We start from the raw sequence: 24,593 nt of genomic DNA, 5'->3' as shown, positions 1-24,593 counted from the left end.
GGGCGCGCGCGCCGCCGCGGCGAACCGGGCGACGCGCTCCGAGGCGTCCTGGATGGCCTGCACCCACGCCGTCCGCGCGTCGGGCGGGGGCGTCGGCGCCGGGAGCTCCTCCTGCGTCAGGGCGGGCGCGAGCCCGCGCTCGTCGGCGCCCCGGGACTGGTAGTAGAAGGTCCCGTGCGACTGCCGCAGGTGGTAGTCGGTCGAGACGCCGCGCAGCGTCTCGGCGTGGCCGAGGAAGAGATAGCCGCCGGGCACGAGCGCGCCGGCGATCCGCGCGACCACGCGCCGGAACACCTCGGGCGAGAAGTACATGACGACGTTCCGGCAGAAGACGACGTCCCAGCTCCCGGGCGCCCACAGCTCGGGATCCTCGTCGACGAGGTTCCGCTCCTCGAACGTGACGAGGGCCCGCACGTCGTCGACCACTCGGAAGTCGCGGCCCTCCGGGCGGAAGAAGCGGGCGCGCAGCGCGGGCGACGTCTGCCGCAGCGACCAGGCCGAGTAGCGCGCCTCGCGCGCCCGGGCGATCGCGGCCGGGTTGACGTCGATCCCGTGCACGCGCACGTCCCAGGACGCGAGCTGCGGCGTAGCGCGGACGAGCATCGCGAGCGTGTACGGCTCCTCGCCCGAGGCGCACCCGGCGGACAGGAGCCGGAGCCGGCGGTCGACGCCGCGCCGGCTCACCCGGTCCGGCAGCACCGCGCCCGTGAACGCCTCCATGTCGTTGGTGTTCCGGAAGAAGTAGGTCTCGCCGACCGTGAGCCGCTCGGCCAGGGCCCGGACCTCGTCGCCGCTCGCGTCCGTCGAGAGCCGCGCGACGTACGCGTCGATGGACCGGACCCCGGTCGCCTCGGCCCGCTCGCCCGCGACCTGCGCGAGGAGGTCCAGCTTGTCGTCGTCGAACCGCAGCCCGAGCCGGGCGCCCAGCGCGCGGCGGAAGCGCTCCACCTGATCCGGGCGGGCCGGGCCGATCACGCGACGTCCTCCTGCCCGGTGATGGCGCGCCACGCGCCGTCCGGCACGATCCGCGCCGCGCGCAGGAGGACGAGCAGCTCGCCGTCGAGCGCGCCGAGCGCCTCGATGGCGCCGCCGTCCGCGGCGCCGAGGAGCGGCGTCGCCGTCCGGTCCCCGCCGGCGATCGACGCGACGCCCGTGACGGAGTCCACCGCGAGCGCGGCGGGACGAGCGCCGCAGCGGACGAGGACGAAGCGGGTCGCCGGCGCGGGGGCGACGCCGAGGAACGCGCCGAGCTCCACCACGGGGACGGCCGCGCCGCGCACCACGGCGCCCCCGAGCACGAACGGCGGGAGCCCCGCGCACGGCGTCGTGGGGAGCGGACGCAGGGTCTCGATCACCTGGGAGAGCGGGATCGCGCACGCACGCCCGCCGGCGCGGACGAGCAGGACGGATTCGCGCTTTCCTTCCGGGTCCACGACGCCTCCAGACGGGGCATTCACCGTAGGCGACCGGAGGGCCGGGCCGCAAGCATCCGAGCGCCGCTCGGTCGATCCGCCGGTCAGCCGGCGGGAGCCTGGTCGGTCGCGTCGGGACCTCGTCGAGGACTCGCGGGGGCGGAGTTCCGCCCACCGTTCTGCGCCTCGCCGGCAGCAAGCCCCCGGGACGGGAATCCCCCTGCGTGCCTCGGCCGTGGGGCCGTCCCGTGGCGGCAGTTGCTCGCGCGCGGCGCGACGCTCAGCGTCCCGACGTGAAGCCGCTCGTGTGACGGCAGGGCGAGCGGCGCGTCGTCGAAAGGGGAAGCGGAGTGAGCGGACGTCTCGGCAGGAAGTGGGTCTTCGTGGCAGCCACCCTCCTCGCGGCGTGTGGCGGCGGTGGCGGCGACGGCGCGAAGCAGCCGCAGGAGCAGCCTCCGCCGGTGGTGCCTCCGCCGGTGCAGCCGCCGGTGGATCCTCCCGTCGTCGTGCCGCCGCCCGACGCTCAGCCGGCGGTGACGCTCGCGGCGCCGGCCACCGTCGGCAGCTGGTCGTTCTACGCCGCCGAGGGAGACAAGGTCGGGGTCTACGACGCGTCGCCCGACGAGGCCGGCAACGTGTACGTGGCGGCGGGCGCGGCGGTGTTCGCGAAGGCGCGCTCCGACGCCGAGTTCAAGGCCTTCGACGCGAAGTCCGCGGGGCTCACCACGAACTGCGACGAGGCGCAGACGCTGCTGTGCCCCGTCATCTCGGTCGCCGGCGCCGCGCCGGGCCGCGCGGTGCTCGGCTTCATGGGGATGGGCACCGACGGCGACCTCGACCCGGAGTGGTGGATGTCGTCGGGCGGAGCGGACGTGGTCGACTTCGACGCGGCGGCGGGCACGCTCGCGCGCGCGCGGCACGTGTTCATCGCGGCGCCCCCGGAGCGCGTGAACGAGACGGGCGCCTACGACTTCTGGAACCTCGGCCGCAAGAAGGTCCGCCAGGTGCACCGCATCGCGGTCGAGCACGACACCGCGCGCGGCTCACACTACGGGGACGTCTGGTTCGCCGGCTCGCACGGCTCGTTCTCGGTCCTCATCGCGAACGCCGCGGAGCGCGGCTGGCACGTGGACGCCACGAAGTACCCCGGCTTCGAGGCCGCGCAGGACGTGTGGGAGCACGATCACCCGGATCTCCGCGGCGTCATCTACGAGAACGGCGTCCCCCGGAAGCCGGGCGGGGAGATGATCACCGGCACCGCCACCGCCCTCGCCATCGACCCGACGACGGGGGATCCGTGGGCCGCGAACGGCATCCGGCTCGCGGTGAAGAAGGGCGCGGGGGCGCGCGCCGACGGCTGGAACGCGCCGATGTTCCCGCCGAAGGACGGCGACTGGTCGGCCTGGACCGGGTTCTACGACGTCTGGCCGGACCCGATCTTCACGTCCGCCACCGAGTTCTGGGCGAACAACCCCGCCTACCAGGACGCGGTGAGCTCGATCTCCTTCTGCCCGGACGGGACGCTCTGGATCGCCTCCGAGATCCACGGGCTCGCGCGCCGCGCGCCGGGCGAGCCGCTCCTGGACGACGTGTTCGAGCACGTCGCCATCCCGCCGGAGTACTGCTGGGACGAGGCCGGCACGTCCGTGTGCGCGGTGTACTCGGTCGCCTGCGACCCGAAGGACGGCTCTGTCTGGGCCGGCCTCGGCTACGGCGTCATCGGCCGCTACAAGGACGGCGCCTGGACGTTCCCGGTCCCGAAGACCGCCCCGCTCTTCGCGCAGCAGAACCCGGTCGGCTCGATCCAGATCGACGCCTACGCGGGCGTGGACGGCCGGATCGTCTACTTCAGCCACATGGCGACCTGGAAGGGCGCGAACGGCGGCCTCACCGTCTACCGGGGACCGTAGCGCGCCTCACGCGGGACCGCGAGCCCGGCGCGCACCGCTCAGCGCGACCGCCGGCTCGCGGGCCCGCACCCGCGGGCCAGCACCTCGGCGCTGCCGACGAGCGCCATGTGGCTGAACGCCTGCGGGTAGTTCCCGACGAGCCGCCGCGCGCCCGGGTCGTACTGCTCGCTGAGCAGCCCCACGTCGTTCGCGAGGCTGCTCACGCGCTCGAACAGGCGCACCGCCTCGTCCCGCCGCCCGGCGAGCGCGAGCGCGTCCACCATCCAGAACGAGCAGGCGAGGAAGATCCCCTCCCCCGGCGGCAGCCCGTCGGGCGTGGTCGCGGTGTCGTAGCGGCGCACGAGGCCGTCGTCCACGAGCTCGCGCCCGATCGCGTCGATGGTCCCGAGCACGCGCGGGTCCCGCGGGGGCAGGAACCCGACCACCGGGATGACGAGCAGGCTCGCGTCGAGGTCCTTCGCGCCGTAGCGCTGCACGAACGCGCCACGCTCGACGTCGTAGCCGCGCCGGCAGACCTCCTCGTGGATCTGCTTGCGCAGCGCCCGCCAGCGCTCGACCGGGGCCTCGAGCCCGAACCGGCGCACCGCCCGGATGGCGCGGTCGAACGCGACCCACGCCATCACCTTCGAGTGCGTGAACATCTGGCGCCCGGCGCGCACCTCCCAGATCCCCTCGTCCGGCTCGTCCCAGCGCCCCTCGAGCGCCTCGAGCAGCGCCCGCTGCATGCGCCACCCCTCGGGCCGCGGCGAGAGGCCGGCCTCCTCCGCCTGGAACAGGCTGTCCATCACCTCGCCGTAGACGTCGAGCTGGAGCTGGCGGTGCGCGGCGTTGCCGACCCGCACCGGTCGCGAGCCCTCGTACCCCGCGAGCCACGGCACCTCCCGCTCGTCGAGCCGCCGCTCCCCGGCGAGGCCGTACATGATCTGCAGCTTCTCCGGATCGCCCGCGACGGCGCGGAGGAGCCAGTCCCGCCACGCCGCCGCCTCCTCGCGATAGCCCGCGTCGACGAGCGCGGTGAGCGCGAGGGTGGCGTCGCGGATCCAGCAGTAGCGGTAGTCCCAGTTGCGCACGCCGCCGAGCCGCTCGGGCAGCGAGGTCGTGGCCGCCGCCACGAGGCCTCCCGTGGGCGCGTACGTGAGCGCCTTGAGCGTGACCAGGGACCGGATGACCTCGTCGCGCCACGGGCCCTCGTGCGTGCAGCGCGCGACCCAGCCCGCCCAGAACCGCTCGGTGTTCTCCAGCTGGACGAGCGGGTCGATCGGGCGCGGCGGCGCGCGGTGCGAGGGGAACCAGGTGAGCGCGAAGGGCACCCGCTGCCCCGCCTCGACCTCGAAGGTGCGCCGCGCGCAAGCGTCCTCGAGCTCGCACGCGAGCGGCGAGCGGAGCAGCACCGCGTCCGGTCCCGCCAGCGCCTCGACCCCGCCGTCGAGCCGGCGCAGCCAGGGGCGGCGCGCGCCGTACTCCATCCTGAGCCGCAGCTCGAAGTCGATCGCGACGCGCCCCTCGACGCCCTCGACGACGCGCACGAGGTCGGGCACGTCCGCGCGCGGCGGCATGCAGTCGACGAGGCGGACACGCCCGCCGTCCACCTCGAAGTCCGTCTCGAGCACGAGCGTGCCGGGGTGGTAGCGCCGCGTCACGCGGCGCGGCGCGAGGCTCGGCGCGATGCGCCAGCGCCCGTCGTCCGGACCACCGAGCAGCGCGGCGAAGCACGCATCCGAGTCGAACCGCGGCCAGCACAGCCAGTCCACCGAACCGTCGCGGCCGACGAGGGCGGCGCTCTGCATGTCCCCGACGAGCGCGTAGTCCTCGATCCGAAGCGCCATGCCCGGGTGCTAATCCAGGCGCCTGGCGGTCGCCTCTCCCGTCGCGGCGGCGAGCGGGTTCCCCCGCGGGCTGGCGGTGCGAAGGTGGCCATCACGGCGCGGACGCGGTAACGAACGGCCGATGGGCTCCCCTCACCCCGTGACGCTGCGCCGCACCCTGTTCTCGGTCCCGAAGATGGACTGTCCGTCCGAGGAGCGGCTCATCCGGATGGCGCTCGACGGTGCCGAGATCGGAGGGCTCCGCTTCGACCTCGCCGCGCGGGAGGTCGCCGTCGTGCACGGGGGCGACGCCTCCGCGCTCCTCGCCCGCCTCGTGCCGCTCGGGCTCGGCGCAGTGGTCCTTCGGAGCGAGGCGGCGGCAGCGAGCGCCGGCGCGGTGGACACGGACGCTCGGGAGGCGGGGACGCTCCGCGCGGTCCTCGCGATCAACGCCGCGATGTTCGCGGTGGAGCTCGTGTCCGGCTGGCTCGCGCAGTCGATGGGGCTCGTCGCAGACTCGCTCGACATGCTCGCCGACGCGGCGGTGTACGCGCTGGCGCTCTACGCCGTCGGGAAGCCCGCGGCGCTCAAGGTCCGGGCCGCGCACGTCTCCGGCTGGCTGCAGGCCGCGCTCGCGCTGGGGGCGCTCGGGGACGTCGTGCGGCGGCTCGCGGCGGGCAGCGCGCCCGAGGCCCCCGCCATGATGGGGATCTCGCTCCTCGCGCTCGCCGCCAACGTCTCCTCGCTCCTCCTCGTGTCGCGCCACCGCGACGGGGGCGCGCACATGAAGGCGAGCGTCATCTTCTCGACGAACGACGTGCTCGCGAACCTGGGCGTCATCCTCGCGGGCGCCCTCGTCGCGATCACCGGCTCCCGGCTGCCCGACCTCGCGGTCGGCGCTGCGGTCGCCGCCATGGTGCTCGTGGGCGGGATCCGGATCCTGCGGCTACGTTGAGAGGACGCCGGCCGCGCGGGGCGGCCGGCGTCCTCCGCCCGTCGCTCAGGGTGCCGCGGCGGGCTGCACGCCGGCGGTGCCGTCGCACGCGTACGGACATGCGGTGCCGTCGGCGCAGGCGCCCATCGCGTACGTCCCGTCGGGGTTCGCCAGGCAGGCGCCCGGCCCCGTGCCCTCGCCCAGCATCGCCTGGCAGCGCACGCGCTGCTGCTCGAGCCAGCCGCTCATCTGACAGAGGTGCTGCTGCATCTCCGCGTGGTTCGCGAGGGCGTCCCCGGCGCACGCTACCGCCTGGTGGCGGGCGAGCTCCGTCGTCATCGCCGCGACGCCGCAGGAGAGATCGGCGCCGCCGCTCTGCATGCCCATCCCGCCGGTCATGCCCATTCCGCTCGTCCCACCCATGTGCTGGCCGTCGCCCGCGAGCGCGCCGCTCATCTGGCGCATGCGCTCCAGCGCCGGGCCGGCGGCCGCGCCGTACCGCGCCTGCGCCGCCTGGCAGGCGTCGGTGGTGCTCGCCGTGGACGCCTCGGACTGGTAGGTCTGGACCGCCGTCGCGAGGTCCCCCCGCGCCGCCTGGTACGCCTGGACCTGCGTGTCCACTCCGCCGCTCTCCGCGCCGCCGCACGCGCTCGCCAGCGCGGCGACGATCCCGAACATCCAGCTCTTCGTCCTCACGTCTCTACCTCTTGCGAGCGAGGTACTCCGCGGAGAGGCGCTCGCCTCCGGCTCCGGGCCGCGGCGTGCTCCGGCGCGCCGCGACCCCTCTCCATCGCAGTCGGCGTGCCACCGCTGCCGCAGCCCCGAAACGGCTGCATTTCAGGCGGATGTGAGCGCGGCCGGGGCACGCGGCACCGTACCATCCGGTACGCTCGACCGTACTGCACGGGACACCGGCGGGGCGAATCCCCGGCGTCCGCGCCGGGTTGCGAGCGGCACGAAGCGTGCTTTTCGCATCGTTGCCGCCGCGGGCGGCTCCCAGGAGAATGAGTCCATGCGCCAAGCCCCCCTCGCCGCCCTCGCCCTCGCCGCCGCGCTCGGCCCTCTCGCCGCCTCCGCCGACGACGAGACGATGCGCGCCGCCCACGAGGCGGTCCGGGAGGCCCTGCTCGAGCGCGCGTCGCTTCCGGAGCGCCCGCCCTCGCTCCCCGACGGCGACCTGATGGCACCGGGTGCCCGCGCCGAGCGGGAGCGCCGCGAGGAGGCCTCGCGGGCCGCCCACGACCGCGCCGCCCGTCACGGCGAGCAGCAGCGCGCGCGCCACGTCGGTCGCGACCGCGACCACGGGGCCGACGCGGGCCACCGGAGCGGGATGCACCCGGGGGACTCGGCGGGTGACTGCCGCGACGCGGCCGGGGCGGTGCGCACGCGCGAGATGCACGGCGGGATGGAAGGCGGTCACATGGGCGGTGGCATGGACGGCGGCCACATGGGCGGGAGATGAGCGGAGTCGTCGTGCTGCAGGCCGCCGCCCTCGCAGTCCTGGTCGCCGCGAACGCGCCGGCGGGCGGCGCCGAGTCGCATCTCCTCGCCGGAGCGGCGCACTTCCGGGCCGAGCGCTACGACGCGGCGCTCGTCGAGTTCCGCGTCGCCGAGAAGCTCGGGGAGCCGGAGGCAGCCGGGTACGCGGGCGCGGCGCTCGTGAAGCTCGACCGCTTCGAGGAGGCGGTCGAGACGTTCGAGACCGCCGGCGACGGCGGCCTTCCGCTCCACGATTACTACCGCGCCCTGGCCTGCTACGGCGCCCGGCTCTACACCTGCGCCGACCGGCTCCTCGCGGGCCTCGGCGACCGCTCCGGCCCGCGCATCGCCGAGCAGGCGCGCGCCATCCGCGCCGAGCTCGCCCCCGCCCTCGCGGCGGCCCCCTCGGAGACGACCCTCGCCTGGTACCGCGCCCGCTGCCAGGCCCGCCGCGCGGAAGGCCGCGCTGCGCTCGCCGCGGCCTACTGCCGGGAGGCGGACGCGCTCGCGACGCGAGCCGGCACGACGCGAGCCGCGGACCCGGACGGCGACGTCACGCCGCGGAACGGAGGCTGAGGTGCTCGCTCCCCTCCTCTCGCTCGCGCTCGCCGCCATGGATCCCTGCGCGCCGGTCGAGCCGCTCCCGCCCGATCCGGCCGCCGCGCAGGCTTACCGCGCCGTCGGCGACTCCGAGCTCGCCGCGGGGGCGCGGGACAGCGCCGCGGCGGCGTACCGCGAGGCGCTCGCGCGCGATCCCGTCGACGCGGCCTCGCGCGCCGCGCTCGCGCGGCTCTGCGCCGCCCGCGGCGAGGACCCGTTCCAGGAGGGCCTCCGCAAGCTCGACGCGGAGGATCTCGCGGGCGCGGCGCGCGCGTTCGAGGCGGCGTTCGCCGCGGATGGCAGCGCCCCGGCCGCGCTCCTCGGCGGCATCGCCCGCTACGAGCTGGGCGACGACGCATCCGCCGAGCGGCTCCTGCGCGCGGCCGAGCGGGAGCCCGCGCACCGCGAGGAGGCGCGCTTCTACCTGGGGCTCGTCGCGCTGCGCGCCGGCGACGGGACGCGGGCCGCGTCGCTCCTCGAGGGCGCGGCGGCGAACCCGGCGCTCGCGAGCCCCGCCCTGGATCTCGCCCGCCTCGCCCGGAGAGATGGCCGGCTCGTCCTGTCGTTCCTCGCCGAGTCCGGCTGGGACTCGAACGTCAACCTGGGCCCGGGCGGCCCCGAAGGCGTCGCGCCCAGGTCCGACGGCACGGCGTCGCTCTCCGCCTCGGCCCTGTGGCGCCCGCGAGGCGCCCGCGGTCCGTACCTGCGCGCCGGCGGGCTCTGGCACGAGCTCGCCCGGCTCGACGCGTACGATCTGGGCGGGGTCGAGGCGGCCGCCGGCTGGCAGCTCCGCGCCGGAAACCGTGGCGCGGCCGCGGAGTACGAGTACGCGCACCGGGCCCTCGGCGGAGAGGACTACCTGGGCGCCCATCGGCTCCTCGCCTCGGGCTGGCTGCGCCGCGGCCGGGCGGCCGTGACCGGAAGCTACGCCGTGCGCTTCGAGTCTTACGCCGGCAACTGGTCGCCGTTCTCCGGAGTCCTGCAGCGGGCCGAGGCGCGCGCCTCGCTCGACGCGACCTCGCGGCTCCGGCTCGGCGTCGCGTACGCCGGCGCGCGGGACGCCGCGGACGAGCCCGTCCTCTCCTTCTGGGAGCACGGCCCGCGCGCCGAGGCGCGCGTCCTCCTCGGGCGCGCCCGGCTGGGGGTCGATCTCGGGCTCACCTTCCGGTCCTACGACGCGTTCGACGCCGCGCTCGGCGCCCGGCGCCGCGACACCTACCTCGACGGCGCGACGTTCCTTGAGGTGGATCTCGCCGACCGCTGGATCGCGCGGGCGGGCGTCGTCGGCCGGCACGCGCTGTCCAACGTCGACGCCCTCTCCTACGACCAGGTCGCGCCCTCGGTGGCGATCGGTTACACGCTGGGACGGTAGTGTCCCTCGCGCGCATTCCCCTCGCCGCGGCCGCCGTCGGCCTCGCCGTCGCGCTCACCGCGACGCTGTCCCTGCATCGCTCCGCGACTGGCGCGCTCGATCGGGTCCTCGAGGAGCGGCTCCGCGGCGCGGGCACCGCCGCGGCCGAGCTCCTCGCCGACGTCCCCCCGACCTCCCAGCGCCTGCGCGCCATCATGACGGCGAACGCGCTCGAGGGAGCGTACGTGCTCTCGCCGGAGCTCGTCGTGCTCGCCGACGCGACCGGGCCCGCGGGTGCGCGGGCGGACCTCTTGCGCGTGGACGCGGGTCGCGTCGCGCGCGCGCTCCGCGGCGAGGCCTCGATCGCGTTCGGGTACGCCGTCGGCGACCTGCCCGTCGCGACCGGCTACTTCCCGATCCGGGGACCGGACGCCCCCCGCGCGGTGCTGGCCCTCGAGGCGGGCGAGTCGTTCGCGCAGGCGCGGGCGGGGGTCCGGCGTGCGCTCCTCGTGGCGGTCGTCGTCTCGGTGCTCGGGGCGCTGAGCCTGGCCGCGCTCGGGATCCACTGGGCGCGCGGCGAGGCGCAGCGCCGCGTCGGCGCAGAGCGGGCCGCGCGCGGCGACGCCCTCGCGCGGATGGGGGCCATGGTCGCCCACGAGATCCGCAACCCGCTCGGCGTGATCCGCGGTGCGGTCGAGCTCGTCCGCGAGCGGACCGCGGGCGCGCTCGGCCCGCGCGACCGGGAGGCGCTGGAGGACGTGCTCGGCGAGGTCGAGCGGCTCCGGCGGCTCACCGACGACTTCCTCGACCTCGCGCGCGAGCCGTCGATCTCGCCCGCGGAGCTGGACGCGGCCGCGGTGGCGGACGAGGCCGCCCGCGGGCTCGCGCGCTCCCACCCGCGGGTGGAGGTCCGGCTCGCGGTCCCGCCGCTCCCCGTGCGCGCCGATCCCGCGCGCCTGCGGCAGGTGCTCTCGAACCTCCTCCAGAACGCCGCCGAGGCCGGCGCCAGGCGAATCGAGATCCGGGGGTCGGCCGTGGACGGCGCGGTGGTCCTCGAGGTGCGGGACGACGGGCGCGGGATCGATCCCGCGCTGCGCGCGCGGCTGTTCGAGCCGTTCGCGACGGGGCGCAAGGACGGCGCGGGGCTGGGGCTCGCCATCGCGCGCAGGATCGTGGAGCGGCACGGCGGCGAGCTGCGGCTCGTCGCGGGGCCCGGGCCGGGCGCTGCGTTCGAGGTGCGCCTGCCCCGGAGCACTGGATAGGAGCCTCTCATGGCGCGGATCCTGGTCGTGGACGACGAGCCGAAGCTCGGGAAGCTCGTCGCCGAGATGCTGGAGCTCGACGGACACGAGCTCGAGCGCGCCACCTCCGGGCGCGACGCGCTCGTCCGGCTCGCGGCCTCGCGCTTCGACCTCGTGGTCACGGACCTGCGCATGCCAGACGTGGACGGGCTCGCCGTGCTGCGCGCCGCGCGGGCCCTCCCGCAGCCGCCCGACGTGATCGTCATGACCGCCTACGCCTCCGCCGAGTCGGCGGTCGAGGCGATGAAGGCGGGCGCCGTCGACTACGTGACGAAGCCGTTCTCCATGGACGAGCTCCGGCTCCGCGTCCGCCGCCTCGTCTCGCAGCGCGGCGCCGAGGCGCGGGAGGCCCGGCTCGTCGCCCGGCTCACGCCCGAGCTCGTCGCGGAGAGCCCCGCCATGCGCGCGGCGCTGCAGGCGGCCCGCCAGGTCGCGGCGACGGACGCGACCGTGCTGCTCCTCGGCGAGAGCGGCACGGGCAAGTCGCAGCTCGCGCGGTTCATCCACTACCAGGGGCGCCGGGCCGCCGGCCCGCTCGTCGAGGTGCACTGCGCGGCGCTGCCGGAGACGCTCCTCGAGGGCGAGCTCTTCGGCCACGAGAAGGGGGCCTTCACCGGCGCGACCCAGCGCAAGGCCGGCCACCTCGCCGCCGCGGACCGCGGCACCCTGTTCCTGGACGAGATCGGCGAGATCACCCAGCCCACGCAGGTGAAGCTCCTGCGCTTCCTGCAGGATCGCCGCTTCGTGCCGCTCGGCGCGACCGAGGAGCGGACGGTGGACGTGCGGGTCGTGTCCGCGACGAACCGCGACCTCGCGGGCGCCGTCGCGGAGGGCGCCTTCCGCGAGGACCTGTTCTACCGCCTGAACGTGTTCGCCATCGCGGTGCCGCCGCTGCGGGACCGGCGCGAGGACGTGCTCCCCCTCGCGGAGCGCTTCCTGGCCGCCCGCGGCCTGCCGCCCGAGAAGCTCGGCCCGAGCGCGCGCGAGCGGCTCGTCCAGCACCGCTGGCCGGGGAACGTGCGCGAGCTCGAGAACGTCCTCGAGCGGGCCCCCCACCGCGGGGGCGCGCACGCCCCCGGGGGGGCGCACGGCCCCCCGGGGCCCGCGCAGCGCGCGCGCCGCGTGGGCGACCTGCTCGTCGAGGGCTTCAGCCTCGACGCGCTCGAGCGCGAGCTCCTCCACGCCGCGCTCGAGCGCGCGGGCGGGAACAAGACGCACGCCGCCCGGATGCTGGGCGTCACCCGGCGCCGCCTCTACTCGCTCCTCGCGAGCCACGAGGGCGAGGGCGGCCCGGAGTCCGACGTGCCGTGAGCGGCTGCCGGTGTCGGCGCCCGCTGCACGGCGAACGTGCGGGCGTGCGGCGGCTTTGCTAAACAGCCCGGATGCGCATCGTGGTCGTCGGAGCAGGGGGCGTGGGCGGGCTGCTCGGGGGGCTGCTCGCCCGCTCGGGCGTCGAGGTCGCCGTCGTCGCGCGCGGCGCGCACCTCGAGGCGATCCGGCGGGACGGGCTCGCGGTCGATTCGTCGCTCGGCGCGTTCACCGTGCGCGTCGCCGCGGACGCAGCGCCCGGTGCGCTCGGACCGGCCGACGCGGTGCTGGTGGCGGTGAAGGCGTGGCAGATCACGGAGGTCGCCCCCTCCCTCGCGCCGCTCGTCGCGCAGGGCGGCGTCGCCGTCCCGCTGCAGAACGGCGTGGAGGCGGCCGACCGGCTTGCGGAGGCGCTCGGCCCCGAGCACGTCGCGGGCGGGACCATCAACGTCCTCTCCTGGATCGCCGGCGCGGGGCGCGTGCAGCACGTCGGGCCACCCCCGCGCCTCGCCATGGGCGAGCGAGGCGCCCTCGCCGCGGCGCCCTCCCCGCGCCTCGAGGCCGTCGCCGCGGTCCTGAGGGCCGCGGGCGCGGAGGCGGCGGTCACCCCGGAGATCGAGACCGCCATCTGGGAGAAGTTCCTCTTCGTCGAGCCGCTCGGGGCGATCGGCGCCGTGACGCGCGCCCCCGTGGGCGTCCTCCGCGCCGTCCCCGAGACCCGCGCCCTCCTCGCCGCGGCGCAGGAGGAGATCGCCGCGCTCGCCCGCGCGCGGGGCGTGGCCCTCCCGCCGGACGCCGCCGCCCGGGCGCTCAAGCGCGTGGACGGGGTCCAGCCCGACGGGACGATCTCCATGCAGCGCGACGTCGGCGCGGCCCGTCCGTCGGAGCTCGAAGATCAGCCCGGGGCGGTGGTGCGCCTCGCCCGCGCCGCGGGCGTACCGGCGCCGGTCCACGAGGCGCTGCTCGCGGCGCTGCTCCCGCAGGAGCTCGCGGCGCGCGGGCGGATCGAGCCGTTCACGCGGACCTGACGGCGACGCCGCGGCGGGCTTCACGGCCGCGACCGGAGCCCGACGAGGAGCGTGAGGTCGGCCCCACGGTACGGGCTGAAGACGTTCTCCGCGATCCCCGCCTGCAGCTCGACGCGGCGGGCGAGCGCGAACGTCGCTCCCCCGAGCACGTAAGCCGTCGCGCGGTCGACCTGGCCGAGGCCGGAGCCGGCGAGCGGCGAGAGATGGCCGCTCGCCTGGACCTGGAGCGCCACGCGTTCCCCGAGGCCCAGCGTCCAGCCCAGGTTCGCCGCGCCGTAGGGTCGCGTCGTCACGTTCACCTCCGGAAGGCGAGCGGTGGGAACCCCGAGGTCGAGCTGGAGTCGCACCGCGCTCGCGGTCCAGCGGAAGCCCGCGAGCACGCTGGCGCCGAGATCGAGCTCCTCGCTCCCGTAGGGCAGCCTTCCCGTGGGGAGCTTGAGCGCGCCGCGCACGGAGAGCGCTCCGCGTCCCAGGTTCGCGACGCTCACCTTGAGCCCGGCCCAGACGTCTCCCACGCCGGCGCCCGGGCCGTCCCGCGAGACCTCGCCGCCCCCACGGCGCGCGAGCTCGAAGCGGGCGACGTTCCGGGGACGGCCTCTTCGCTGCGGGTTCGACGCGTGGAACAGGCGCTCCGCGAGCTCGATGGCCCGGTCGAGAAAGCCGCCGGAGTCCACCACGAAGGGCACCGCGAGCTGCGCCTCGACCCCGCGCGCGATCCCTCGGCGCAGGAACAGCGTGGGCTGCGCCGCCTCGACGTGGACGTCGAGGGTGAACCGCTCGTTCTCCGCGACGAGGAGGCTGTTGGCGTATAGCAGGCGCAGCTCGAGCGCGAGCCGCCGGGCCGCGAGCGTCTCCGGCGCCTCGAAGGGGAGCTGGAGGAACAGCCGCGCCAGCGGCGCCGGCTCCTGCCACGCGAGGGGCGGCGGAGCCACGGCGGCTGCGCCCGCGGGGGCGTCCACCGCGCCGGCGCGGACGGCCCCGCAGATCGGCGCGAGCGCCATGATCGCGGCGAGCGCTCTCACACCGGTACGTCTTCCCTCCCGATCAGCGGAGCGCCAGCGCCGGCGAGCGTCGCGCCCGCGGGGATCGCTCGCGCACATGGCGGCACATCGCCGCTCATCGCCGCATGGCCGGCAGCCGGCCGTGCGCGCGACGGGCCGCCCGTGTCGTTGTAAGAAGGGACGCATGAAGCCCGAATCCTGGAGGAACTCCGTGCTCCGCAGACCTCAGCGCCTCACCCCGCTCGCCCTCGCCGCGGCGCTCGCCGCGACGCTCGCCTGCGGCGGCTCCGACAAGAAGTCCTCGTGTGACGTGGCCAAGCAGACCGGCTGCGCCTCCGGCCAGGTGTGCGAGGTGCTCGAGGGCGGGACGAGCCTCTGCACGCAGCCGCTCGTCATCCGCGGCAACGTGTTCGACCTCGGCACCGCCGCGGGCATCGAGAGCGCCCGCGTGGTCGCGCTCGACGCGAACCGCTCGCCCATCAGCACCGTCGCGATCACCGACGCCGCGGGCGACTTCAGCATCCAGGTCGCGAACGCCCGGTCGAAGGACGGCAAGCCGGTCGCGCGCGACGTCTTCCTCCGCGCCGACGCGGCGGGATACGCGACGTTCCCGTCGGGCATCCGCGAGGCGCTGCCCGTCAACACCGCCGCGGCCGCTCTCGTGGACGGGCGCTACGAGCTCGCCGACCCGCAGACCACCGACGTGGGCCTGCTCGAGCTCCCCTCCGCCGGCACCGGGACGATCTCCGGCACGGCCGCGGTCCCGGCGAACCAGCCGGGCGTGCTCGTGGTCGCGGAGCCCGCCGCGGGCGGACCCGGGTCGAGCGCGCTCGCCGACCGCAACGGCGACTACGCGATCTTCAACCTCGCCCCCGGCGACTACACGGTCCAGGCGTACGCGCGCGGCGCGGTCCACGCTCCCCGGACCGCGACGGTGGCCGCGGATGCGGTGACCGACGTGGATCTCTCCCTCGTCTCCGGGGCGGCGGGTGCGAAGGTCACCGGGCAGGTCAGCCTCGTGAACCGCGGCGCCGGCACGGGCACGTCCGTGGTCCTCGTCGTCGAGTCCACCTTCGACCCTGCCCTCCTCCGCGGCGAGACGCCCCCTGGCCTGCGCGCTCCCGGGCCGAGCACGGCGCCGAACCTCGACGGCGCCTTCGAGATCGCGGGCGTCCCGCCCGGCCGCTACGTCGCGCTCGCGGCGTTCGAGAACGACTTCCTCGTGCGCGACCCGGACGTCTGCCAGGGTGGGACCGAGCTCGTGCACTTCGACGTGACCGGCGCGCAGCCGGTGTCGCTCGAGACCTTCAAGATCACGGGCTCGCTCGACGTCATCTCTCCCGGCGCGGACGGCCCGGAGCTCCTCACCACGGCCAGCCCGATCATCTTCTCCTGGGTGGACGACAGCTCGGAGACGGCCTACGAGATCACCGTGGTGGACGCCTTCGGCAACGAGGTGCTCCCCCCCACGCGGATCCCCGGCGTGAGCGGAGGGACGCCGACGTTCACGTATCCCGGCACGCTCGCTCCCGGCTACTACCAGTTCAAGGTGAAGTCGGTGAAGGGCCTCTGCACCCCGCCCGGCGCCTCGAGCCCGGTCACCCAGTACATCTCGCAGACCGAGGACCTGAAGGGCGTCTTCATCGTGCCCTGACGGTCCTCCTCGGCGATCGATCCCCGGCCGCGTCCGCCGTCGCCTCAGGGCGCCGCGGGCGCGGCCGACTCGTTCTCGGAGGCGAGCCGCGGCGCGTCGTGCGCGAGGGGCAGCCGGACGGTGAAGATCGTGCCCGTCCCCTCCAGGCTCGCGACGGCGACGGAGCCGGCGTGCGCCTCGACGAGCCGCCGGACCACGTAGAGCCCGAGCCCCGTGCCCGCCACCGCCGACCGCAGGCTGCCGGTCCGCCGGAACGGCTCGAAGATCGTCGCCCGGTCGCGCTCCGAGATCCCGATCCCCTGGTCCGCCACCTGGATCACGGCCTCGCCGGACGCCACGCGCAGGGTGGCCCGCACCTCGCCCCCGGCGGGCGAGTACTTGATCGCGTTCGAGAGCAGGTTCGCGAGCACCTGCTCGATCCGGAGCGGATCGCAGTAGACGGGCACGGGGTGATCGGGGACCTCGGACACGAGCCGGTGGCCCGGCGAGGTGCCCTCGAAGAGCTCGAGCGCGGCGCGCACGAGCTCACGCAGGTCCACCCGCTCCACGCGCATCTCGACCTCGCCCGCCTCGATGCGCGCCGTGTCGAGGAGGTCGTTCAGCATCCGCTCGAGCTTCGTCGCCTGCCGGCGCACCACCTCGAACGCGCGCCGCATGCGCACCTCCGGCGGCAACGGACCGCCGGGCGGCACCGCCGCCGCGGTGAGCTTCAGGGCGGAGATGGGGTTGCGCAGGTCGTGCGCGACGCTCGCGAGGAACGCCGCCTGTCCCTGACGCTGCCGCGCGAGCGCGTCCGCCATCCGGTTGAAGTCGCGCGCCATCCGAGCGACCTCCTCCGGTCCCACCTCGCGCGCCCGCACCAGCGGGTCTCCCCCGCCGAAGCGCGCGAGCGCGTCGGAGAGCTCCAGCACCGGCCGGAGCGCCCGCGTCTTCAGCCACCACCCCAGCACCCCCGACGCGAGCACCAGGGTGAGCGCGAGGGAGATCCCGGCGACGTTCGCGATCCGCTGCCAGCGGGCGGCGCTCGCGCGCGCCGCCCGGGCGTGCGCGATGTTCACGTCGACGAGCGCCCCCACCGCGGCGTAGGCCCGCTCCAGCCGCTCCTCGATGCCAGGCGCGCCCATCCGGCTCGCGAGGAGGTACTCCCCGACCGCGTCGACCGCCTCGTGCGCCGCGGCGTGCTCCTCCTGGGTCGCGAGCAGCCGGTCGGCGTCGACGAGGTGCGAGGCGAGCCGCCGCTCGTGATCCATGCGCACGAGCGCATCGCGCGAGCGCGCGTGCACGAGCAGATCGATCGCCGCCTCCTCGGCCTCGCGCACGCTCTCGGCAGACGCGAGGATCGCGCCGTTCGCGCCCTGCAGCGCCGCCGTGATGACGCCGAAGGCGCCGGCCGCAAGGACCCCGAGGCTGGCGAAACCGGCCAGTACGGCGATGAGGCTCGCCTGCAAGCTCGTCTTCGTACGAAGGCTCCTCGTGCAGGGATAGGGATCGACCTTCCACAGCGTGAAGCGCGCTCGTCCGTTCTGGTGGGGGGTCGGACTCTCGGCCGCATCCGCGCGCGGGGCTCGGTGCAGGGCGGGGTCCCTCCTCCCGCTGCGGCGGTGGCGCGCGGCCCCACAGGACCGCCGCCCGTCACGCGGGCCTCACCTCCGCGGTGGCGCGGAGCACCAGCGCGCCGGCCACGCCGGAGGCGAGCGAGCCTGCGAGGACCCCGAGCTTCGCCTGGGCGAGCAGGGCCGGATCGGACGCGTAGGCGAGGTCCGCGATGAAGATCGAGACGGTGAAGCCGATGCCTGCGACGATCGCGACGCCGAGGAGCTTGGCGTAGGAGGCGCCGCCGGGCATCGGCGCGAGGCCGAGCCGCACCGCGCCCGCCGCGAAGGCGAAGATCCCGACCTGCTTGCCGACGAACAGCGCGGCGGCCGTCCCGACGGCGACGTCGCCGAGCGGCTCGATGCCTCCCCCGCCGCCGAGCGCCACGCCCGAGTTCGCGAGCGCGAAGAGCGGCATCACGCCGAACGCCACCCATGGGTGGAGCGCGTGCTCGAACCGCGCGAGGGGCGCCTCCAGGTCCTCGATCGAGTCCTCGATCCGCAGCAGCGCCTCGGAGTCGAGCTCCTCGTCGCCCGAGGTCCCGAGGAGCCCGCGGACGTGCTCCCCGAGCCCGGCGAGCACCTCGCGCGGACCGCGGCGAGGCCTCGCGGGGATGGCGAGACCCAGCACGACCCCCGCGATGGTCGCGTGGATCCCGGCGTGGTGGAGCGCCCACCAGAGGAGCACGCCTCCTGCCGCCCAGGGCGCCCAGCTCCGCACGAACGCGCGCGACATCGCCCACAGGCCGGCGGCCACCGCCGCAGCCAGGACGAGCCAGCGCGCGTCGAGCCCGTGCCCGTAGAACAGCGCGATGACGAGGATGCCCCCGATGTCGTCGAAGATCGCGAGCGCCGTCAGGAAGACGACGAGCCCGTGCGGCACCCGGCGGCCGAGGAGCGCCAGCACGCCGATGCTGAAGGCGATGTCCGTCGCCATCGGGATGCCCCAGCCGCGCGCGCCGGGCCCGCCCGCGTTGAACGCGAGGAACACGGCGGCGGGGACGAGCATCCCGCCCACGGCCGCGACGGCCGGGAGCGCCGCCTGGGCCGGCCGGCGCAGCTCGCCGACCGCGAGCTCGCGCTTGATCTCCATGCCCACCACGAAGAAGAAGACCGTCATGAGCCCGTCGTTCACGAGCTCCAGCAGCGTGAACCGCGCGACGGCGCCGCCCACGCCCAGCGCGAGCTCGGTCTCGAGCACGCCCTGGTAGAGCTCGGCGCCTCCGAAATTCACCCACGCGAGCGCGCCGAGGGCCGCGGCGAGGAGCACGATCCCGCTCGCGGCCTCCAGGCGGAAGAAGGCCAGGAACGGCCGCACGACCGCGCCGAAGAGCGGCGCGAGCGGGGTGCGCGCAGGGACTCGATCGTTCATCCAGGCTCCGGCTCCGCGCGGGCGGGGCGAGAGACGAGCATGCACGCCCGCCCGCTCCCCGTCGACGTGAATCGGCCTCGCGTCCGTTGCGGCACCAACGGTCGCGCCGCGGGGCGTCGGCGAGCCCGAACAAGATGATCATCGAGGCCGGCCGCGGCCCGGCCGGGATGCGGCTTTACGTGCGGGCATCGCGGAGTATCCTCTCGCGCCATGTCCGACCCCCCGTCGCGTCCCCCACCCTGGCGTGCGCTGGCGCGCGCGCTGTCCCGCTGGGTGGACGCCGCGGGCTCGACCGGGCGGGCGCTCCAGGGCGGCCTGTCGCTGCTCGTCCCGGAGGCGCCGCTCGAGCTGCGCATCGCGGGGCGCGTGCTCCTCCACGCCGCCGTGGTCGGCCTGCTCGCGGGGGTGGTCGGCGCCGCCTTCTTCGCCGCGCTCGAGCTCGGCCAGCGCGTCCTCCTGCACGGCCTCGCCGGCTTCGAGCCGGCGCGCGCTCGAGGGGAGGTGGTCGTCGCAGCCGCGAAGACCGCGGCGTTCCGGCCCTGGCTCCTCGCGCTCCTGCCCGCCGCGGGCGGCCTCGTGAGCGGGCTCCTCACGAGCGCGTTCGCCCCGGAGGCGGCCGGCGGCGGCGGCGACGCGACGATCGAGGGGTACCACCGCGGCGGCCTGTTCCGCTGGCGGGTCGTGCCGGTGAAGTTCGCCGCGGCCTTCGCCGCGCTGTCGTCCGGCGGGTCCGGCGGGCGCGAGGGCCCGACGATGCAGATCGGCGCGGCCATCGGCTCGGTCGCGGCGCGGCTCCTCCCCACCAGCCGCCGGGAGCGGCGCGTCCTCTTCGTGGCCGGCATCGCCGCGGGCATCGCGGCCGTGTTCCGCACCCCGCTCGGCGCCGCCCTGCTCGCGACGGAGATGCTGTACCGGGACGACTTCGAGGCCGACGCGCTGGTGCCGTCGATCCTCGCGAGCGTCATCTCCTACTCGGTCGTGATCGCCGCGTTCGGCGAGACGACCCTCCTCGGCCTGTCGCTGCGGTTTCCGTTCTCGCCACGCCAGCTTCCGCTCTTCGCGGTCCTCGCGGTCTTCGTCTCGCTCGCCGCGGTGGGCTTCGTGCGCATGCTCCGGGCGGTGCAGGCCCTCTCGCGCAGGACGCCCGGCCCCCGCTGGCTGCGCCCCGCCCTGGGCGGTCTCGGGGCCGGCGTGCTCGGCGCCGGGATCGCCGTCGCGCTGGGAGCCTGGCTCGGCCCGGAGGCCCGGGGATTCGGCGTGATGGGCGGCGGGTACGGGACCGCGCAGGTCGCGATGGACGGCGCGCCGTGGTTCCCCGCCGGGTGGCAGCTCGTGGCGCTCCTGCTCGCCATGGCGGCGGCCAAGGCGATCGCGTCCGCCCTCACCATCGGGTTCGGCGCGGCGGTCGGTGACTTCGCCCCCTCCCTCGTCGTGGGCGCGCTGGTCGGCGCCGCGTTCGGGTACGCCGCCCGGGCGGCGTTCGGCGATCCCGGGATCGAGCCGGCGGCGTTCGCGCTCGTCGGGATGGGCGCGTTCTACGGGGGCGTCGCGCACGTGCCGCTCTCCGCGCTCGTGCTCGTCGCGGAGCTCGCCGGGAGCTACGACCTGCTCGTCCCGATGATGCTGACGGTCGGGATCTCGTACGTGGCGCTCAGGCGCTGGTCGCTCTACCCCGCCCAGCCGCGGAGCCGCGCCACGGCGACCGGCGGCGCGAGCGACGTGCTGCGACAGGCGCTGGCGCGGCCCGCGGCCGAGCTGCTCGTGCTGCCCGACCTGCCGGACTTCCCCGAGGAGGCCCCGCTCTCCGCCGTGGCGGCGGCGAGCGCCGGCACGAGCCAGCGGGTCGCGCTCGTCCGCGGGGCCGACGGACGCCCGCGGGGCCTCGTCGATCTCGCCCTCCTCGGCGCGCTCGATCCCGCCGAGCTCGGCTGGACGCGCGCGGCCGACGCGATGGTGCCCTTCGCCGCGCTCTCGCCCTCGGCGTCGTGGCGCGACGCCATCGCGGCGCTGCACCGGCACGGCCTGCCGCAGCTCCCCATCGTCCAGGCGGGCGCCGTGCTCGGCTGGGTGGGGGAGCGCGAGCTCGCGCGCGCAGCCCTCGAGCTGGAGCTCGGAGCGACGCCCCCGCTCGCGCCCGCCTCGGGCGAGCCCGGCTAGGGCGGAGCTACCGCTCTGGCTGGACCGCGCGCGCGAGCGACTCCGCCCGCGACTCCCGCCCGTCGAGGCGGCTGCGCTCCTCCACGAGGAGGCGGAGGAGATCGTCGATCGCCTCCTGGCTGGCGAGCCGGTACGCCGCGGCGCTCGCCTCGCTCGCGCCGATCACCACGCCGACGACTCCGGGCGCCCGGAACGCGTCCTCGTCGGTGGCGTCGTCGCCGACGTACAGGGCGGTCCGGCAGCCGCTCCGCTCGAGGAGCTCCGCGATGGCGTCCCCCTTCGTCGGCGCGTCCGCCGGGACCGCGTTCACGACCGCGTGGCCGCCGAAGACGCGCGCCCCCGGGAGCGCGGCGGCCGCCTCGCGGATCGCGAGCTCGGCGGCGGCCGGCTCCGCCGCGCGCCGGTAGTGGATCGCGATCGAGAGCCCCTTGTCCTCGATCTCGACGCCCGGGAGGTCGCCGAGGCGCGCCGTGAGCGCCGCGCGCCAGCCGAGCACCGTCCCGCGCGGGGACCGGTCCACCGGCCCGAACCCCGCCTCCGCGCCGTGGTTCCCGACCCACGCCACGAGGGGCACGCCCTCGAGCCGGGGGGCGAGATCCGCGCGGGAGCGCCCCGAGACCACGACGCACGGGTAGAGCAGCGCCGCGACGCGCAGGAGCGCGCGCGTGTCGGGCCGCATCAGGGCGCGGCCGGGCTCGTCCACGATGGGGGCGAGCGTGCCGTCGAAGTCGAACGCGAGGAGCGCCCGGTCGTGCGCGATCGCGGCGATGGCCTGCCGCGAGGGCGCGGCGAGCAGGTCGGGGATCATGGCTTCACCTCGTGGACGCTGCGCAGGCCCAGGTTGAGCCGGGTGGAGAGGCGGTCCCGCTGGCGGAGGCGCGCCGCGTCCACGAGCATGCGCCCCGCCCATCGGTACACGTTGAAGTCGGCCACGAACGCGCGCATCGCGCGCATGCGGGCCGCCTGCTCGTCGGGAGGCATGGCGATGGCCGTCGCGAGCGCCGCGCTCGCCTCCTCGATGTCGTACGGGTTCACGAGGAGCGCCTCGGTGAGCTCGCGCGCCGCGCCGGTGAAGCGCGAGAGCACGAGCACGCCGCGCTCGTCGTCCCGGGCCGCCACGAACTCCTTGGCGACGAGGTTCATGCCGTCGTGCAGCGAGGAGACGTAGCAGACGTCGGCGGCGCGGAGGTACCGGAAGATGGTGGGCGGCTCGTGGTGCGCGCGCAGGAGCGCGATCGGCCGCCACGCACCCTCCGCGAAGCGGGCGTTCACGCGGCTGGCGATCGCGTCGACCCGCTCGGAGAGCTCGCGGTACTTGTCGATGAGCGTGCGGCTCGGCGCGGAGAGCTGGACGAACGTGAAGCGGCCGCGCAGGTGCGGGAAGCGCTCGAGGAGCCGCTCCACCGCGAGCAGCCGCTCCTCGATGCCCTTCGTGTAGTCGAGCCGATCCACCCCGACGCCGAGCTTCGCGTCGGGCGGGAGCCCCAGCTCCGCGAGCACCTGCCGCCGGCACTCCGAGGGCGGCGGCGCCTCCGCGGCCCAGCGGTTCGGCCAGTCGATCGAGATCGGGTAGGCGCGCACGAGCGACTCGCGGCCGCCGAGCACGACCGACTGCCGCTCGCGGTCGAGGCGCGCCTCGAGGAAGCGGTCCACCCCGTCGAAGAAGTTGTTGCAGTGGAGCTGGGTGTGGAAGCCGACGACGCTCGAGCCGAGCATGCCGTCGAGCAGCTCGTTCGCCCACGGGCAGATCCCGAAGCGCTCGGCGTTCGGCCAGGGGACGTGCCAGAAGCTGATGATGGTGGCGCGCGGCAGCCGCTCGCGGATCATCCGGGGCGCGAGGGCGAAGTGGTAGTCCTGCACGAGGACGATCGGGTCGGGCCCGTCCACCTCCTCGCAGACGGCCTCGGCGAAGCGGCGGTTCACGCGCTGGTACTCGCGCCAGTCCTGCGCGCGGAACACCGGTCGCGTATGCGCCACGTGGCAGAGCGGCCAGAGGCCCTCGTTCGCGAAGCCGTAATAGTAGCCGCGCTCCTCCTCCGGCGTGAGCCACACCCGGCGGATCGCGTAGGACTCCTCGCCCGGCGGGACGCGCACCCGGTCGTGGCCGTCCACCGCGGCGCGGTCGGCGGTGCCGCTCCCGTGCGCGACCCACACGCCCGAGCAGGCGCGCATCACCGGCTCGAGCGCGGTCACGAGGCCGCTCGCCGGGTGCAGCACGCGCATGCTCCCGTCCGCCGCGCGGTCGTGGATGTAGGGCTCGCGGTTCGCCAGCGTGACGATCCCCTCGCCGTGGAGCGTCTCCGTCAGCGTCCGGTGGAGCCGCTCGGCCGACCAGCGCCCGCCGGTGCCGTGGCCCTGCTCCGCGGCGAGGTCCGACACGAGCTGGCGGACGTCGGACAGCAGCGGCTGGAACTCCTTGCGCGGGGAGCGGACGCCGGCGCCCGGGACGGAGCGCCCGAGGGTGAGGACCCGGCGCAGCTCCTCGTTCCACGTCCGCCACGACAGGCGCCGCACGAACACGGTGAGGATCGAGGCGAGGATCGCGACGATCGCGAACGCGCCGGCGGTGTAGCGGCGCAGCGCGGCCTCGCGGCGCGCGACGAAGCTGAGGTCGTGGACGAGCGCGACGTGGGCGAGGACCGCCCCGTCGTCGTCGAGGAGAGGCTGGACGGTGAAGTGGACGAGCCCGCCCTCCGCGTCCTCGACCCGGTCGAGCTCGAGCCGCTCCCCCTCGGCCGGGACCCCGAACCGCTCGCCGAGCGCGTCGCACTCGTACGCGCTCGGGCCGACCCCCGTGCGCGCCACGGTCCGCATCCCGCGCCCGCACACCGACGCCGCCATGATGCGGTCGTCGCGGGCGATCTCGGCGAGCACCGCCCCCACCCGCCGCCGATCGCCCGACGCGAGGTGCGTGGCGAGCGCCTCGCGGGCGCCAGCCACCACGAGGTGCGCGCGCAGGCCGACGTCCTTCTCGTACCAGGCCCGGGCCGTCCCGTTCAGGAGCGCAGCGGCCGCCCAGGCGAGCCCCGCCAGGACGACCACCAGCGGGAGGAGGACCCGAACGAAGGCTCGCACCCGGGCATAGTGCGATCGACTCGTTTGTGTTGCAACCGGCCCCGCGGGCCCACGAGCGGACGGCTCCGCGCGGCGCACCCCGCCGGTGGCGCGCCCGCCACGCAGACGGGTCGCGTCCGCGGCTCTGCAGGGTGGCAGGGATCAGTTCCGGGCGGCCTGCCCGGCGGCCATGCGCTGGGCGCGGCCCGGCTCGACGGCCTGCGGCGGGCAGAACGCCCGCACGACCGACACCAGCCGCTCGAGGTCGAACGGCTTCTCGAGGTGACCGTCCGCGCCGGGCGGGCGCTCCTTCACCGCCGCGCTCATCGTCACGACCGCGAGCGAGCGGAGCCGCGCGTCGGCGCGGATGCGCCCGAGCAGCGCCACCCCGTCGAGCCGCGGGAGGAAGAGGTCGAGCAGCACCAGCGTGGGCCGGAGCCCAGCGTCGTGCAGGATCTCCCAGCCGTCCTCGCCGTCGACGGCCACCTCGACCCGCGCTCCGAGGAGCTCGAGCAGGTCCGCGAGCGCCTCGCGGATTCCGGGATCGTCCTCGACGAGGAGGACCGATGTGCGGCTCAGCGGCATCTCGCCCGAAATCTCCGCCCTCACCCCGGTTTCGGCTACCCCACCCGTCA

Annotated in this window: 20 protein-coding genes; 10 read left to right on the top strand and 10 right to left on the bottom strand. The window is 75.9% G+C overall.

The window, feature by feature from the left end:
- Together MNZ39_RS08610 and MNZ39_RS08605 are read right to left on the bottom strand one after the other, a co-directional pair.
- The coding region (locus MNZ39_RS08610; RefSeq protein WP_242337394.1) for a CheR family methyltransferase at positions 1-975 on the bottom strand (975 nt) is incomplete at its 3' end.
- Positions 972-1,433, bottom strand: coding sequence for a chemotaxis protein CheW (locus tag MNZ39_RS08605; RefSeq protein ID WP_242337392.1), 462 nt, complete (start codon positions 1,431-1,433; stop codon positions 972-974). The genes MNZ39_RS08610 and MNZ39_RS08605, both read right to left, overlap by 4 nt.
- Before the next feature lie 329 nt (positions 1,434-1,762).
- Between MNZ39_RS08605 and MNZ39_RS08600 the strand changes: the two genes are divergently transcribed.
- Positions 1,763-3,322, top strand: a complete 1,560-nt coding sequence (locus MNZ39_RS08600; RefSeq protein ID WP_242337390.1) for a hypothetical protein — start codon at positions 1,763-1,765, stop codon at positions 3,320-3,322.
- A 38-nt stretch (positions 3,323-3,360) separates the two neighbouring features.
- Here MNZ39_RS08600 and MNZ39_RS08595 read toward each other — a convergent pair whose 3' ends face one another.
- Entirely contained in the window at positions 3,361-5,148 is a 1,788-nt protein-coding gene (locus tag MNZ39_RS08595) for a glycoside hydrolase family 15 protein (protein WP_242337388.1), read from the bottom strand.
- A 121-nt stretch (positions 5,149-5,269) separates the two neighbouring features.
- Between MNZ39_RS08595 and MNZ39_RS08590 the strand changes: the two genes are divergently transcribed.
- The gene (locus MNZ39_RS08590) at positions 5,270-6,082 is read left to right on the top strand and encodes a cation transporter (RefSeq protein WP_242337386.1); all 813 of its coding nucleotides are present in this window, start codon (positions 5,270-5,272) and stop codon (positions 6,080-6,082) included.
- A gap of 45 nt (positions 6,083-6,127) precedes the next feature.
- Here the strand turns inward: MNZ39_RS08590 and MNZ39_RS08585 are convergent, their stop codons facing one another.
- A complete protein-coding gene (locus MNZ39_RS08585) occupies positions 6,128-6,757 on the bottom strand; it encodes a hypothetical protein (RefSeq protein ID WP_242337385.1) in 630 nt (209 codons plus the stop codon).
- A 316-nt stretch (positions 6,758-7,073) separates the two neighbouring features.
- On the opposite strand from MNZ39_RS08585, the gene MNZ39_RS08580 reads away from it, so the two are divergent.
- The 6 genes from MNZ39_RS08580 to MNZ39_RS08555 all read left to right on the top strand — a co-directional run bounded on the left by MNZ39_RS08580 (position 7,074) and on the right by MNZ39_RS08555 (position 13,128).
- Complete coding sequence (locus tag MNZ39_RS08580; RefSeq protein ID WP_242337383.1) at positions 7,074-7,523, top strand: hypothetical protein; 450 nt, start codon at positions 7,074-7,076, stop codon at positions 7,521-7,523.
- Positions 7,520-8,116 (top strand): hypothetical protein, encoded by a 597-nt coding sequence (locus MNZ39_RS08575; protein ID WP_242337381.1) that lies wholly within the window; start codon positions 7,520-7,522, stop codon positions 8,114-8,116. The genes MNZ39_RS08580 and MNZ39_RS08575 overlap by 4 nt, the downstream gene beginning before the upstream one ends.
- Before the next feature lies 1 nt (position 8,117).
- On the top strand, positions 8,118-9,512 hold the full coding sequence (locus MNZ39_RS08570; RefSeq protein ID WP_242337379.1) for a hypothetical protein: 1,395 nt from the start codon (positions 8,118-8,120) through the stop codon (positions 9,510-9,512).
- Entirely contained in the window at positions 9,512-10,753 is a 1,242-nt protein-coding gene (locus tag MNZ39_RS24890; RefSeq protein WP_242337376.1) for a PAS domain-containing sensor histidine kinase, read from the top strand. The genes MNZ39_RS08570 and MNZ39_RS24890 overlap by 1 nt, the downstream gene beginning before the upstream one ends.
- Positions 10,754-10,762: 9 nt before the next feature.
- Positions 10,763-12,103 (top strand): sigma-54 dependent transcriptional regulator, encoded by a 1,341-nt coding sequence (locus MNZ39_RS08560; protein WP_242337374.1) that lies wholly within the window; start codon positions 10,763-10,765, stop codon positions 12,101-12,103.
- A gap of 71 nt (positions 12,104-12,174) precedes the next feature.
- Complete coding sequence (locus MNZ39_RS08555; protein ID WP_242337372.1) at positions 12,175-13,128, top strand: ketopantoate reductase family protein; 954 nt, start codon at positions 12,175-12,177, stop codon at positions 13,126-13,128.
- Positions 13,129-13,148: 20 nt separating this feature from the next.
- On the opposite strand, the gene MNZ39_RS08550 is transcribed toward MNZ39_RS08555, so the two are convergent.
- Entirely contained in the window at positions 13,149-14,150 is a 1,002-nt protein-coding gene (locus MNZ39_RS08550) for a DUF3187 family protein (RefSeq protein WP_242337371.1), read from the bottom strand.
- Positions 14,151-14,313: 163 nt separating this feature from the next.
- Here MNZ39_RS08550 and MNZ39_RS08545 point away from each other — a divergent pair, with 163 nt between their 5' ends.
- Positions 14,314-15,783, top strand: a complete 1,470-nt coding sequence (locus MNZ39_RS08545) for a carboxypeptidase-like regulatory domain-containing protein (protein ID WP_242337369.1) — start codon at positions 14,314-14,316, stop codon at positions 15,781-15,783.
- Positions 15,784-15,827: 44 nt separating this feature from the next.
- On the opposite strand, the gene MNZ39_RS08540 is transcribed toward MNZ39_RS08545, so the two are convergent.
- Positions 15,828-17,231 carry a HAMP domain-containing sensor histidine kinase gene (locus MNZ39_RS08540; protein WP_242337367.1) on the bottom strand — a complete coding sequence of 468 codons (1,404 nt, stop codon included), beginning with the start codon at positions 17,229-17,231 and terminating at the stop codon, positions 15,828-15,830.
- A 184-nt stretch (positions 17,232-17,415) separates the two neighbouring features.
- Positions 17,416-18,747 carry a Na+/H+ antiporter NhaA gene (gene nhaA, locus MNZ39_RS08535; protein ID WP_242337366.1) on the bottom strand — a complete coding sequence of 444 codons (1,332 nt, stop codon included), beginning with the start codon at positions 18,745-18,747 and terminating at the stop codon, positions 17,416-17,418.
- Positions 18,748-18,957: 210 nt separating this feature from the next.
- Here nhaA and MNZ39_RS08530 point away from each other — a divergent pair, with 210 nt between their 5' ends.
- Positions 18,958-20,904, top strand: coding sequence for a chloride channel protein (locus tag MNZ39_RS08530; protein WP_242337364.1), 1,947 nt, complete (start codon positions 18,958-18,960; stop codon positions 20,902-20,904).
- A gap of 7 nt (positions 20,905-20,911) precedes the next feature.
- Here the strand turns inward: MNZ39_RS08530 and otsB are convergent, their stop codons facing one another.
- The 3 genes from otsB to MNZ39_RS08515 form a co-directional block, all read right to left on the bottom strand.
- Entirely contained in the window at positions 20,912-21,712 is an 801-nt protein-coding gene (gene otsB, locus MNZ39_RS08525; protein WP_242337362.1) for a trehalose-phosphatase, read from the bottom strand.
- On the bottom strand, positions 21,709-23,979 hold the full coding sequence (locus MNZ39_RS08520; protein ID WP_242337360.1) for a trehalose-6-phosphate synthase: 2,271 nt from the start codon (positions 23,977-23,979) through the stop codon (positions 21,709-21,711). Before MNZ39_RS08520 ends, otsB begins: the two co-directional genes overlap by 4 nt.
- Positions 23,980-24,120: 141 nt before the next feature.
- On the bottom strand, positions 24,121-24,543 hold the full coding sequence (locus MNZ39_RS08515) for a response regulator (RefSeq protein ID WP_242337358.1): 423 nt from the start codon (positions 24,541-24,543) through the stop codon (positions 24,121-24,123).
- Positions 24,544-24,593 lie beyond the last annotated feature (50 nt).

It is taken from the genome of Anaeromyxobacter sp. SG66 (genome assembly GCF_022690805.1).
Lineage (GTDB): Bacteria > Myxococcota > Myxococcia > Myxococcales > Anaeromyxobacteraceae > Anaeromyxobacter > Anaeromyxobacter soli.
This window is presented reverse-complemented; position numbering and strand designations above follow the sequence as displayed.

Coding starts and splice junctions, on each gene's coding strand:
- MNZ39_RS08575 (WP_242337381.1), top strand. CDS start 7,520: ATGAGCGGAGTCGTCGTGCTGCAGGCCGCCGCCCTCGCAGTCCTGGTC.
- MNZ39_RS08530 (WP_242337364.1), top strand. CDS start 18,958: ATGTCCGACCCCCCGTCGCGTCCCCCACCCTGGCGTGCGCTGGCGCGC.
- MNZ39_RS08580 (WP_242337383.1), top strand. CDS start 7,074: ATGCGCCAAGCCCCCCTCGCCGCCCTCGCCCTCGCCGCCGCGCTCGGC.
- MNZ39_RS08555 (WP_242337372.1), top strand. CDS start 12,175: ATGCGCATCGTGGTCGTCGGAGCAGGGGGCGTGGGCGGGCTGCTCGGG.
- MNZ39_RS08560 (WP_242337374.1), top strand. CDS start 10,763: ATGGCGCGGATCCTGGTCGTGGACGACGAGCCGAAGCTCGGGAAGCTC.
- nhaA (WP_242337366.1), bottom strand. CDS start 18,747: ATGAACGATCGAGTCCCTGCGCGCACCCCGCTCGCGCCGCTCTTCGGC.
- MNZ39_RS08590 (WP_242337386.1), top strand. CDS start 5,270: ATGGGCTCCCCTCACCCCGTGACGCTGCGCCGCACCCTGTTCTCGGTC.
- otsB (WP_242337362.1), bottom strand. CDS start 21,712: ATGATCCCCGACCTGCTCGCCGCGCCCTCGCGGCAGGCCATCGCCGCG.
- MNZ39_RS08595 (WP_242337388.1), bottom strand. CDS start 5,148: ATGGCGCTTCGGATCGAGGACTACGCGCTCGTCGGGGACATGCAGAGC.
- MNZ39_RS08545 (WP_242337369.1), top strand. CDS start 14,314: ATGAAGCCCGAATCCTGGAGGAACTCCGTGCTCCGCAGACCTCAGCGC.
- MNZ39_RS08515 (WP_242337358.1), bottom strand. CDS start 24,543: ATGCCGCTGAGCCGCACATCGGTCCTCCTCGTCGAGGACGATCCCGGA.